Raw genomic sequence first — 14,777 nt, forward strand, 5'->3', positions numbered from 1 at the left:
AATGTACACAAAATTTAATAAAAAAACGGTTTTACCATAATTTATTAACAATGCATGCATAGTTATTCACAATTTAACCCTCATTGTGTTAATCTTATGAAGTAAGATTACGTTGCTTCATATCTTCTTTTATCTTTTATAAATTGAGCAACTTACCAGAAAACCTATCTCTTAATTTTCATTTCTTACCCTTACCACTTACTCTAAACGCTACTAAATTTAGTAGAGCTTTCGTATTACATTTTGTTACTACTCCTGTCTCACTAATAAGCAACATACCTAGTTGATGTGGTACTAGTTGTTAATTAGCGTTAACTGTTACCACATACTAGGACCATCAAGGAAGGAACTAATTCCCTATCGCATCTAAAAAACCATTATTTTTAGCAAAAACAACAATCTTAAACCTGCCATTTGTAACCTCCAGCATATCTGTAGGGTCGGAAGAACTATACACTTTACAATTAAAAACTCCTTCTGCTACATGAAAAAACCTGTACAGATCTCCTGCTATTAACTCTTGCTTTAATTCTATAGAAGTAATCGTAAAACTACTACCTGTTTGATCTCCATATTTTGTAGAATAGTCCGTTCCGTTAAGAACATACAAATATTCTACTCCTTTACTAGAACTGCTATTATCTATATATGATTCATTACCAGTAACAAAAAGTTCTTTAAAAACAGATAATTCTGCATCTGATCCGCAAGAACCATTATAATAAGAATCAAAATTAAAATAACTACTTGGTAAAACGGCATCATTAATAGCTGTAAAGCCAGCATCATATGAGTATATACAATTACTGTTCCCTATGATATCTATACCGCCACTAGCCAATGTGTATGTAGGTATTGTCGTGGATCCTTCATTTACTCCAGCATCAAATCCCACCCCATCAAGATCCGCAGCAATAAAAAAATCAAAACCTGATCCACTTCCTGCATCTCCATCATCACTGGAACATCCAACTGTAAAAACGCTAACTAATAATAATACAAGTAAAATTTTGGGTACTCTTTTTTTCATTTTTATTTATTTTAGGTTATTAATTATAAACCGCCCATCACCAGGTAGCTATTATCTCATATGTTATTCATTATTCCTGTCTGATCGCTCAGCAAAACCAAGCTGATACGGTGTTCGTTACAAACTAGCATTAGCCAATACTAAAACCATCAAGACCTACTTATCTCTAAGCAACTTTCACTTATAAAATTATCTTTTCTTCTTTGATCATTGCACAACATGTGGAAACATTTACACAACTTTTCATTTTTATTTAATCACTCTTTGCAGAGCGAGATAAAGATTACCATCATCTAATTTATAAAATCTGGCTACGGCACACATACCCCACATATAACCGTAGCCATTGATTTTTTTAGTAATTACGTGTTCAATAAATGCCTACCTTAATTATTGAATTTTGTTCTTACTATAGGTAAGTGTCATTAGGAGGGGTTTTGTTACTGCCTATTTTGAAGTTTTTTTAAAATTTATTATAAAGTATTAATATTAAGTACCGCTCTATATTATTTTTTTCTACAACAATCTGGTTTAACTCATACTCACATGAAAACTAAAAAAAGATAAAAGAACACTGTCTTGTCCTGAAATAGGTTTACACAAAAGTGTAAAAATATGGAAGAATTATTATACAAAAAGTCCTATCATTGTAAACCAATAATAGGACTAAGAATAAGTTGTAAAACTATTTTAGGATTAATGTAAAATATGTAAACTTTTTTTAGGACGAGACAGGGTACTAGCATGGATGCTAGCACTAGCGATCATTACGAGACGCTCGCGCCATCAGGGGCATCAAAATAATTTAAAAACAGAAAAATTATGGAAGAATTATTATACAAAAAGTCCTATCATTGTAAACCAATAATAGGACTAAGAATAAGTTGTAAAACTATTTTAGGATTAATGTAAAATATGTAAACTTTTTTTAGAACGAGACACTGATTCGGCACGAGCGTGACGCTCGCGCTAGCGGGGGCTTAAACACCTAAAATTATTTTATAAAATATGTTATCTCCAGATAGACCTGATAACTTAATACAATTAGTATAAAAATCATTTAAAATATCTTCGTTAATAAGCTCTGGTGAGTTAAAACGTATTGATTCTAGTTTTAAAACTTCTTGCATTGCATTTAAAAAATTATCTTCGCTAGTAGCACAAGAAAACTGCAAAAAATTGGTGTTTACATCTATTAAAAAAACTTTTTTTGATTCTAAATCTAAAGTATAATACCAATCTCGCCCATAATATTCTGCAAATGCTACCCATTTAGAGTTTTCAGAGTTCTGTTGCAAATCTTCAAAAAATAACAAATCAGAAAATGCAGAGCCTTCATCTAAAATATGATTCTCAACTATATCAAATAATTTAAAATCAAATTCTCTAGTATTTTTCTTTTTAACAATTAAATTAAACTTATTTGCATTAAACCCTTTTTCGTTAACGAAAAAGTTTTTCTTCGACAATATGTAATCATTGTAAGTGTCTATAAATTTATTTGTCATTTTTTTATTAATTGTTAGCTGGATCATCATCTGGGTTTTGAGGTGTATCCAGTATTTTAATTAGCTGACCTTCGTAGAATATCAACATATGCGGAGCCTTAATATCATCATAAAAATCAAGTTCTTGAGTTGTTCTTAGATCATAATAATAACTTTCTCCACTTGGTAATAAACCTGTTTGTAATAACTCCCTTGTTTCTTGTAAGGTTGAATAATATATAGAGAATTGTTCAAATTGAGATAATTGATCAATAGCTGAACCTAGCTCTTCTGTATCTAATATATCTTGAAATAAAGCTATAGTTTCATTATTATAATCAATAGGTGAAGCTCCAATCATTTCTGACGCAGGATCACTACTACCAGCCGTCACACTAGTAATTCCTAGAATAGCACCCACCATCGGTAATACTTTTTTAGCACCTTTAACAACTTTTGCTCCTCCCTTAAAGAGCTTGTGCCAATATTTTGTATTTCCTTTTCCCCTATGTACTTTCCAAGGTAATGCAATAGCTTTTTTACCATGTTCTATATGGTGATGTTCCATACCTAATAACTTGCGCCTAGTCTTTGGAACCATTGATGTTTCTTTCAACAAAGCAAATTCTGCTTCATCAAGATTCTTTCCTAATTTCTTTAAAAAAGTATCATCTGGATGAGGCATTTCTCCTGCTTTAATTCTCACTTCATTATCTGCACTCCAAAAATCAGGAGCTTGTTCAAGAGCTTTACTAAAATAATATTGTGGATTTCTATTCTCACCAAGAGCATTTAATGTAGTGTAATATTTTTTCCCATTAAGCTCAAAAATATCTGGAGCATTAGACATATCAATTGCTATATCTCCATAATTAAGTTTATCGAGAATTCTATAATCTAATTCCTCTAACCCATCTAAATCAATAGCCACTATAGGTTTATTACCTGCAAATTGATAAGGTGTAAACCAAGGAAAACTTGATGCTAATGGATCTCTACTTAAAAATTTACCTATACGTGGGTCATAAATCCTAAACCCATAATCATATTGAGCACCTTCTCCTTTAACTTCATTGTCCATTTCCTTACCATTAAACCCATATCGGTAGTCTGAGCTATTCCCATGTCGATTAGGTAGCAACATGCCAAAAGGATAGTAGTCACTAAATGTAAGAACGTCGGGTGTAAAGGTAATTAAATCTGCGGAATCTTGCTCAATAAGCTCTGATATTTTAAAATTATCTATTACAACTGAATAAGCAGTATTATCACCTTCAGGTATATATTCTAGTGCTTCAAGGGATACACCAATATTTTCACCAGATTGCAGTGAACTAATATCAAAAATTTGCTCGACTTTATCCACTCCCCTTGGAATTTCATATAAAATAGGTTCAAGTCCTGGACCTCCTATTTTTAGATAAAGAGATTCCGAAGTATTCCAGCCACCATCATTATAATTAAAAGACACTTTGAATCTGTTTCCTGTCACGGCAAAACCATTTGTCGAAAATGGAACAACAATAGATCCGAAACTAGGACTAACTCTTAATTGGTTATCCGAGGTTATATTTAGAGTTGCTGAGACAAGAAAGAAAGAGTTTAGATTATTAAATTCATTAAAGAAAATTTCATTTTCTCTGACTTCTGATCCAGCTCCAGAAATTTTTCGATCACTTACAACACTTAGTACATTACCTAAATGATTACTTAATTCATAACGTTTATCTCCTGCAGTATTTATATAGACAGTATCATCGGTAGTATCAGCTTCATTACCTAATTGTAAGTCAGACTCCTGTAGTCCTAATCTGCTACTACCATAAATGTGATGTTCTTTTAGACTTAGCGCCATAACTTCACTACCATCAGGTAGTATATTTACGCATGCTACTTCATCGATCAATGCACGTACATCACTACCTGTCTTAGCATGAGTACCAGGTAACCATGTAATACCTTCTGCTGCTTTATGCGTAATCATTGCGCCACTTTCTACTACATAGTCTGCTGTAGGAGCCACAATAATATCTGCTTGTGCCTTTTCGGTAATACCCGTACTGGTTACTACCTCATCATCCAATGTTAAGGTTACGGCACAGTTAGCCTCATCACTACCGGTAGCAAATACCGCGAGTACATTACCTTGGGCATCTCTGGAGTAATAGGTAGTCATCTTATCATTTGGATCCTCTGATTTTACTACCGTTTTACTCAAACGATTTCCTAATCCATCATATCCAAAACTGATGACAGTACCATCATCTTTGGTTACGCTACGAACCTTGCCGTCTACCCGCCAGTCTATCTTGAGACCTTCTGCTATATCATCTGTCAATTGGCCTATATCATCATACACATAATTCTCTGGTGATTGACTATCAATATCTACACTAAATGTGTCAGCATCAACAGCATCAGTTACATGATCCAACTGGTTGGTTCCCGGTATGTACTTATAGGACAATTCATCCATCTGTACAGCTGTACCATTAGATAATTTAGCCTTACGTAATAATGTTTGTAAGTTACCATTACGATCATAGCTATAGGATGAACTAACACCTGTGCTAGCTAAGATCCCGTTAGAACCGGATTCGTAATTGGTCATCCCTTTTATCCTGTTTAGCTGATCATAGCTATAAGTATTCACACTGGCATTAATCGCTTGTTCATCTGTGTCCAATAAAGCAGTTACCATGGTATTAATATTACCATTATATAATTGCTTGCCTGGATCAGGAACATTAGCCGCTAATGTAAATGGAGATGTCTGATTACGTGCTGTATAATCGTCTGTAAAGTAATTGAGTGAATATGCAAAAGCATCTTTGGCTACTTTTTCATGTATGTCTCCTACGACTCCATCATTACCTACATCTCCTGTACTATCAGTAGCCTCACCATTTACTCCTTTTAACCATCCCTGTAACGTATAGATATAATCCATACCTTGTACTTTTTTATCACCAATCAGTACTCTTGCTAATGGGCCATGCGCATAATACTCGTAGGATGCATCTTTCTCCCAAATCACTCCATCATTAGAAGTTTCTACAGCCGTAATACGATTATCATCATCATAGGTATAGTTATGTATAAATTGATCCGATTTATCTTCCTGAAAAATTACTTGATGCACATTACCACTAATTAGATCATATTCATATCGAACTCTTTTTTGATTTTGATCAATGGCTACCAGTTCAGGTACTTTGTTATCGCATACCAGTTCCTTAACATTACCGTGGATATCATAGTTATAGAAGATTCCGTTATCATACTCTGTATCTCCTTCTGCGTAAGAATCGTGGTATAGTACTGCCGTTACTCTGTTTCGGGTAGTGATATCGTTATTTAAAAGGATATCTCCAGTAAAGACATTCTCTGTAAACATTCCTTCTGTACCTGGCAAGAATGTATCGTACTGTGTGCGCGTTACTTCATTTCTGGGTTGATCTGTAAGATTCTGTGGAAATGATGTTTCATCTACTTCTGTAATAATAGCTCCAGTATTTACGGCTATCAACCTACCCGAATTGCTTATAGCATACTGGTCACTTAGTGCCAACTCTCCGGCTTCTACAATCCTACCCAACTCATCATAATCGGTATAACTATAGTTTCCTGTAAAGCAGGTTTTATCTACTTTATTAGTTAGAGTTAATCCAGTAACGGCGCTATTTCCTGCAATACTTATATCAATATACATTGGATCGTTTGGTCTGGAATCTGGAGGAAATGCTATTATTTGTCCGTTGCGGTAAATATTGATTTTACCATCTTTACGTTCAATTTTTATACGATCATTATCATTAAACCCTTGCTGTAATGGTGTGATTGGAGAATTAAATAGTAACGTAAACTCTTTGGATAAAAGATCTGCTTTAATACCATAATCAATCGTATCAAAAGAGTCATCTGAGTTAGCGTAGGATAATCCAACACCTAGAGTTCTTTGGACTAATCCACCCGATACCCCAATATCCAAATTAAATTCTATATATCCTTGCTCTTGGACAGACTCATTAGAAAACGCTCCATAATTAGGTGTTCCAGGTAGGGGTTGCTCTCCATTTATTACACTGATCGTTCCATTTTCAATAACCTCTAATCCATTGGTCTGTGCTAAACTTATAGCAAATACAGTTTCATTTGCCGAACAATCATATTCATACACTTGTGCTGCTTTTTGTTTCGCATTCTGAGATAAGATAATTCTACCCAATTTATCATAGGCAAAACGTGTCTCTCCTCCATCTGGAGTAGACTGCCACACCAACTGATTAAGCGAATTATATTTGTATTTGGTTTGTAGGCTATGCGAAGGAATCACATTATCTATTAAATTTTCGTCTCTGTTTACTCCTTCTGGTGGTACCGTTTGTACTAGGTTACCTGCCTGATCATAGTAATATAATGTATATTGATATTCTTTATCCTCATAGGTTACCTCTAGCGTTTCGTTTACATTATCAATTCCTGTTGTAATGTATTCTCTTTTAAACTGATGTACCAATGCATCAAGATATGCTTGGTACGAATCGCTTTGATACGTCTCGGCCACCACAATATTAGCTTCTTCGCAATTAGTTGTATCATCGTCAGCTATTTCTATATCGATGGTAACATCCAAGGGAGCAGGAGGGCACACGCTGCTATTGTCTACTAAATATTTATTATTCACAAATTCTCTCCAAAAATAATCATCCGTAGGGTTTGCACTTTCTGCTACTCTATATGCTTTATAAGCATTGATTACTGTATTGATCTTATCATAGCCATAGTTAAGATGGGTATTCCCAAATTCTGTTATGGTTAGGAAATTAGGATCAAATGCTGATACCACACCTAGTTCTGTTAAATACCTATCATAAGAAGCTACCAGATACTGAAACTTAAGGTTACAGAAATTTGTTTGTGTATAAAAGTTATCTAATAATGTATATCCTTCAACCCTGGAAGATTCTAAGGTTTCCAGATTAATCTGCATATCACTCAAAAATTGCTCATAGTTTGCCTCACAAGGCTTTGGTGCTACGGTCTGTGGGATACAGATTTCACAAGTTGGTTTAGGTTCCGGGATGGCTGATGCAGCTGCAAAGGGTTGGTCTACATCATCATTTACAACAGCACATGGAACTCTAAACTGCTCAAATTGACCATCTTCCAGAACCACCTTATCATTGACTATACTAGCTCGATAATATCCGAAATCTAACAAAAAACGAAAAGTATTACCTTGAGGTAAACTTCTAGTACTCTCTATTTGAAATGTAAAGTGCGGTACGCCATCAATAATGATTTGATCCTCTAAATTATTAAATGTAACTTGATGAAAATTTGGACCAGAATAATTACTAATTGAAAATGGGAAAAAGTATTGGTTATTTATTACGATTCCTATATTAGGAGATCCAAATTCTCTTTTTGCGACATTAAAAGAAGTGATGCTTTGGTTATCAATCGCCTGCCCAAAAATACCTCGAAGTGAAGGGGTTAACTTTCCTTCTGCTTCCAGATCTACAACAGAAAAACCGCCGTTGTAATATAAATCATATATACCTTGTTCCTCTAAATATATATTAATCTCATGTAAATCTTGCCCGATGGAAATCATTTCAGATTCAAATGAAGGACTTGTTGAGCAATCATATTGTGTATCTGTATCACAAATTATTATATATGGACTAACTAGGGCAGTTTTTATATCCCTAATGACTAATGTAGTAACTATTGTATTCTCCTGACCAGCATCATATACAAGTAGATTATAAAATACACCACCTGAGTCCTGACTTCCTAATTGCACAAGAGAAGTAGTTTCTGCAACGAATAACTCCGATCTATTAGCTAATGCTAAAAACTTATTATTGTTGATTAATATTCCAAAAGCAGGCCCCGTATCGGATGGATTAATTAATTCTACAGAAGTAATACTTGCTCCTCCCACCATATCTTCAAATACGCGGTTTAATTCTTGAGTAACCAAACCATTTGCAATCAAATCTATTTTTACCGAGGGATCTATTTGATGCCAATTATTGTTATAAGTGGCGACTAAAATATTTAAGAATCCTGTTTCTAATTTGCTTTTATTGATCTTTATGTAATCTTCGAAACAATCGTACACTACCTCCTCTTGCGTTTTACAACAAGAATAATCTACATCTTGTGCAATGGAAGTTTCAACATACTGGCTAGTTCCAGACGTATCTGTATAATATAATTTCTGATTTCTATTACCTGTATCAGGCACAAAATATAGGCTCGTAAAATTACTTATACTTGAATTTGCTAAAAATGATGTGGTAGCAGAAAATGAAAAAATCACATTCCCATCTAAAGCAATATCATATGTATCCGAGGATTGACCTGCATATGACCACACTGCTCTTGGAGTTTCGATATCATCTTCAATAATCTCTGGTATGATACTCTTGGTATACTCCTCTATAGTAGATAAATCAGTTGTATTATTAACCGTATTCCTCCTTCTTAATTCATTAATCAGGTTTACCAAATCATCAGCAAACTGAGCTCGATTCGTACATCCGATGGTATTATTATTGTTAATTGGATCATTATCAACCTGGTCGTCTAATACCTCGCCTATACCATCATCTTGGGTACCACATTCTCCTATCGCTACACAAGTACTACCGGTAAACACAAATTCCTTGATATCCGCTCCCATAGCCACCTGTGCTAGAATTTGGAAACCAAAAACACCTTGAGACGGACTAGAAAGTGTTTGATCATAGAACAATTGTGAAAAGTTAAGTATACGCCAACCAACTCCATCTAAGGTGTTGTAGTTATTCCAATTGTTTGTGTTACCCCAACCTATAGTTGGTAAGTTAAGGGTAAGCAAATTACTGCACGCATTGACGATATTAGATTGTAGTTTAAGGCTGTTACCTTCTACAACACCATCAAAGTTAAGTTGAGATTGGGTATTTACTTCTCCACCAAAGGCTTCAAATAAGTCTGCATTAAGATATTGTCCTCTATAGATTCGATTACCAACAAAGGATTGTACATTACCATCAATACCTTTTTCTGTAACAAATTTATCCAGGAAATTTTCCAAGTCACTAATTAAAGGGCATTCTCCGGTTTGTACGTAATTGAAATAATCACCATCGTCTGCGTTTTCTTCTATAATATCTCCCTCATCCTGATCAGCATTATACTGTTCATCGGCTCCTACAAATCGTTTTAGTTTTTCTTTATACAACTCAGCGTTTTGTGCATCACAAAATTGACTAGGATTAGCAGTAGCATTTGCATGATTAAAAATAGTATTTGATATGGTATAGTTACGAATCACACTGGTAATGTTAGAACTAGCGACTCCTTTACCGATACAACCATTATAACAGCCATTTTGCAGGGCATATAAATTTCTGAAAACGGTTTTTATCTTTTCTTTTAAGCTTAAATAACTTCCTTTATAGGTATTCCATATTTGGTTTTTTTGAGTAGCACTACCTAATGAATTCACAGAGGAAATTCCGCTAAAAGAGTTATCATCACAGGTAGTAAGCCCATCACATGTAGCTGTTAAGTAAGCGAAATGAAGCATCGTAATATTAGCACCATTATCCGTATAATCTTCGTATTTGGTTTCTAATGCGGTTTGCATAATCCCTCTTCTCCAATTTCTTAGATTCGTATTCTGAGTCGTATTTTCGCCTAATAAAAACACATCTTCATTAAAATAAGGATCTAAATTCATTAGAGCCAAAACATCACCTGTAAGCAGATTATAATTACTATTTGTAGCTGTCTGATACGAGTTGATTTCACGTATATAACTATCAAAACCATCGCTGTCCATAGCTACAGTTTGAGGATCTCCAGAAATTACATCATAAATGTCAACATCTGATTTGATATTACATAAAGCGGTTGCATACTCCAAATAACAATTCTCTGGATGATAGGGCAATAAAGAAACCGCCCAGTATTCTTTCCACTCACTTAAGAAATCTTCAATTTTTTCTAGATTTTGAGGGACTATCCATTCATATGGAGCTCCTGATTGGGTAGTACCTGGATTGGGTGTCACCCCTTCTTTTACTGCTGGCGTATAAGTTCCATCTTCATTCAGTACCACAACAATTTTAGAAATTACACTAGGAGAATCCTGATATGGCTCTGCTGGAGTTCTCCAAGTAACCTTGGTACCGTTATATACTAATTTATTATCCTTATTAAAAATACTTAGTTCATCCTGAATGGCCGTTTCCTCACTACCATCTTCATCTAAAACCGGGGTTTCATTTTCATCAAACACCGTTGTAAAATCAACTGAGCCATATTGCCCAAGAGGTTTCATATCCTGCAATAAAGTGGTATTACTTACCTCACAACTTGCCCCATTATAAAAGGTAGCACAAGGTGCCTCACAAGCTTGCTTAATTAATTCCCATTCTCGTGTAAAAGTTTTGATAAATGCTGTAATTTCCGCACTATCCAGAACTTCTTCACCATTAATATCATCATTACTATCTGTCCAAGTAACCGTTACGAACCCTTCTTCGTCTTCGCTACCTGCACTAAAAGAGGTATTATAGTATTTGCCTTTTAACTCATCGACTATGTAAGCTTCAATATTCCCTAGGTTAGTTACACATTCTTCGCAAGTTGTAAAACAACTATCAAAAGTTGCAGATGGTGCAAACTGACTTGGATCTATATAACAGTTATTTAAAGGATCAGGGTCTTGTAATTTATCCCTATAATCACTAGCATATCTATCTAAAACGTTATGATCGATTTGTAACACTTTACTAAACGTATAGGTTCCTGTATTTAATCGTACAGAAGCCGTTTTTGCTTCATCTGGTGTGCGGACAACAATATTATTTCCTGTTAAGTCTTCTGTCCCTGCAGTCGTATTTATTTCTGGAAGTAATTGTTCCTCTCCACAATCATCTTTTAGGCTTATAGAAAGATCATATACAAAAGGGTAGTAATACCCTGGATTACATGCTAGCTCAAAAGATATATCTTCCTGTACGTTATACTCAAAAAGATAATCAGTTCCATCACTAGTAGCAATGATTTGTTTACCTGTTACATAGGCATCATAAATTCCAGGATATAATTCTGATTCTTGTTTTCTATTTCTATTAATAAGATTTAACGTAAAGTCTTGATGTAAATCTACAGAACTTTCATCATCCAAACCTTCTAAAAAAGAGGGAGTTCCTCCAGTTAGCGCTGTTGCAATTGTACGCCCTTGCGGATCAATAAAACTCGTGCTTACCTGCCCATTTGGATCAATTACTATATTTTTTTTATAATGTCTAGCATTTCCAACACTAGTGCCAAATAATCTGGTTAGTTCTTCTTGTTCAGGAGTACTATAAAAATATTTCATTTCATGTTCTGAACCTAATTGATGGGTAACTCCCACTCCACTTTTTCGACTTATTCGTCCAGTATTATCAGGAGTATATTCTATCTGACTAAAAGGATAATTTTTTGCATCAGGCACATAATCCTGAAATGTGTTACTTACCGTTGGTTGCGGTCCATAATAGTGACTTGCTCCGGAATTGTTAGACATACCATCCGTTGCATTAGCGCAATTGTCATCTACAGCTGTTCCGTTTTGCGAAACTAAACTCCAATCAAAATCTACATGTGAATATGAAGTATCATCTGTGCTATTTTTATTGAAATCTTTATAATACCCAATATGATTATCCGCAGCAGGAACTGGTAATACTTCGATTGCTGGACGCCCTTGATTATCATAAATTACTTCTCCTACAATAGCATTATCATCACTATTAATTTTAGTAACCGTTTGTCTATTTCGTAAAGTTCCATCAAAATAACTAACTACTTCTTTCTTTTTTCCTTCTTCTGCATAACTTGCCTGAAACTGCCAGTTTTTGCGATTCTCATGAGCTGTAACCAAATAAAAACTTGGTGCCCAGTTAGAAATTTTAGTTTTCTCAGAAGTTCCCGTACTCCAATCGCCATAGTATTTTTTAGAAACATCTTCCATAAACCTTCCTACAGCACGTACACGATACACTAGATATCCATTATCATAGATCAAAGGTATTTCATAGAAATTTTCATCTGTAGAAATACGTGTACTATTTAGTTCAAATTGTCTATTCGTAAGATCAATATCTTCAGCAGGTAAAGGATTACTAAGATCCAATCCATAATTATCAATCCATGTCCACTCTACATCATATTCTAATGCACCATCAATAGGATCCCATTTTAATTTCAAACCAACATTCGTTGTATTTTGATTATCTTTAAGTTCTTCTTTATTTACCTGAACTGCAATCGTGGACAAAGGATCATATCGTTTTGCTCTGAATCCAAGATTCATTGACACATTTTCTGGAGAAGTTGATATATTATCGGCAGCCGAATTATCTTCAATGTTTTTTGTTAAAATACTTATTACTTTTACGCTAACTCCATACTTATTATTGATGACATATTCTGATATATCAGTATACTCGGATGAAACTTTGGTTGGATTAGAAGTAACTGTAAAAACTTTATTATGTGTAGCAGATTCTTCTAGGGATCCGTCCTGTAAGATAGGGGTAACTTGTAAGGTAATTGTATAAGAATACCAATAGAACGGAGCTTTATCAGAATCCACAGATATCCTAACAAATGACTGAGGGTTGACTACTACTGTATTTGCATTTATTTCTGTATCAAGAGATTCGAGTACTATGCTGTTATTATTTAGCGATTCGTCAATTTGTACTGAAGAAAAAGATTGCTGAACGGTATACACTGAATCTTGCGCCGATCCTGAAAACACACAGATTAATGTAAGAAAACTTAAAATTCCTTTTTTGATGAAGTAATTGATCTTATTAGAATTCATATGCTTATTGTCTTGTTGTATCTATAAATTGATAGTTCTTTAATTCAGGTGAAATTCTATTTCCTGTTTTTGATATTAAAACGTATAATGAGATATCGAATTTACCCGTATACAAATCATTATTTAGAGAAAAATTAGTGAATACCACTTCTAGTCTTGGATTCGTTAATCTCTCTCCACCATTTGGATTTTTTACAGGAATCTTTGAAGAAAAAAATAATGTTTGCTTCTTAATACTGTAATCATTTTTATTTATTATTAAAAAAGCTTTACCATACGGAGATTGAGAAACAGGAGGTGCCATCATTTCTATCTTGTACACAGATCCTTTTTCTTTAATTATCGCGCTATCAAAGTTTTGAAAAAGAATTTCGAGGTTTAATCCTGCCATCTTTTTATCTTTAGCTTTCATCATACCAAACATTACCGCTTTTTCATCATGATTGATTCTTACATAATGCTTCTCCGTCTGCAAACTCTCGGTATGATGTATTTTAGAATAAAAATTCTCGTTATTTCTTACCATAACTCCGGCATAGGATTCTAATACAGAACTACCTTCATATCCATCATATAATGTATAATCAACATTTACATTATATTGAGATTGCTTTTCATAAGCGTCTTTTACTTTCTGGATTATGACTTTTGCCTTATCCAGATCTGAATCTTGTGCATTTACTATTCCAAAAAGGAAAAAGCTACACCACAAAAGCATCCAATTATTATTTTTCATCTATTACTGTTGTGTAGTTAATTTAGAATTCCCTGATCTAGTTTCCTGGATGGTATACACTCCTTTTTCAGTTTCTTTTTTAACACGAACTAAACCACCTTCCTGATCATATTCATAATAAGTCGCATAATTATTTTCATCCAATTCTGCCATTAATCTTTGCGTGTCATTATCATAAACAAAAGACTTCATATTACCATTAAATGGATATATCCGGATATCATCAAAATAGGTGTCAATCCCAAATCCTACTCCTTTTAGACCTATTTTGATAGCAACTGCATCTTGTGGAATTTCAAAAATTCCGATAACACGTTGCCAACCATCAATAATATCTCCAGAAGGATAAAAAGTATAATCTGCATCTCCTTCAATAGGGATCTGATCGTCATTGAATAATTGATTAGGTCCAAAATCTATTATTATACCGCTACTGGTATATGATACCACCTGCTGTGGTCGATCTTCTTTTAACCATCCACTAACTACATATTTCTCTCCAGGTATTGGTTTAAATGAAGTATAGGTCGGTACTGAAACATCAAGAACTAAAACTGGATCTTTCTGAGCTCGGGATATATATGTTCCTATAATTATAAAAACAAAGACTATATATTTTTTACACACTATCATATGCTT

5 protein-coding genes are annotated in these 14,777 nt (G+C 34.1%); all 5 read right to left on the reverse strand.

The genetic code is table 11. From position 1 onward, the window contains the following. Positions 1-349: 349 nt before the first annotated feature. Positions 350-1,030 (reverse strand): hypothetical protein, encoded by a 681-nt coding sequence (locus Q0921_RS04715; protein WP_299254009.1) that lies wholly within the window; start codon positions 1,028-1,030, stop codon positions 350-352. A gap of 980 nt (positions 1,031-2,010) precedes the next feature. Then, positions 2,011-2,538 carry a hypothetical protein gene (locus tag Q0921_RS04720; RefSeq protein WP_299254012.1) on the reverse strand — a complete coding sequence of 176 codons (528 nt, stop codon included), beginning with the start codon at positions 2,536-2,538 and terminating at the stop codon, positions 2,011-2,013. Between the two features lie 7 nt (positions 2,539-2,545). Further along, on the reverse strand, positions 2,546-13,402 hold the full coding sequence (locus Q0921_RS04725) for an RHS repeat-associated core domain-containing protein (protein ID WP_299254015.1): 10,857 nt from the start codon (positions 13,400-13,402) through the stop codon (positions 2,546-2,548). 4 nt (positions 13,403-13,406) lie between these two features. Further along, positions 13,407-14,138, reverse strand: a complete 732-nt coding sequence (locus Q0921_RS04730; protein WP_299254018.1) for a hypothetical protein — start codon at positions 14,136-14,138, stop codon at positions 13,407-13,409. 3 nt (positions 14,139-14,141) lie between these two features. Next, positions 14,142-14,771: a hypothetical protein gene (locus Q0921_RS04735; protein ID WP_299254021.1), complete on the reverse strand. Its 630-nt coding sequence runs from the start codon at positions 14,769-14,771 to the stop codon at positions 14,142-14,144. Positions 14,772-14,777 lie beyond the last annotated feature (6 nt).

Source organism: uncultured Aquimarina sp., assembly GCF_947496855.1.
Lineage (GTDB): Bacteria > Bacteroidota > Bacteroidia > Flavobacteriales > Flavobacteriaceae > Aquimarina.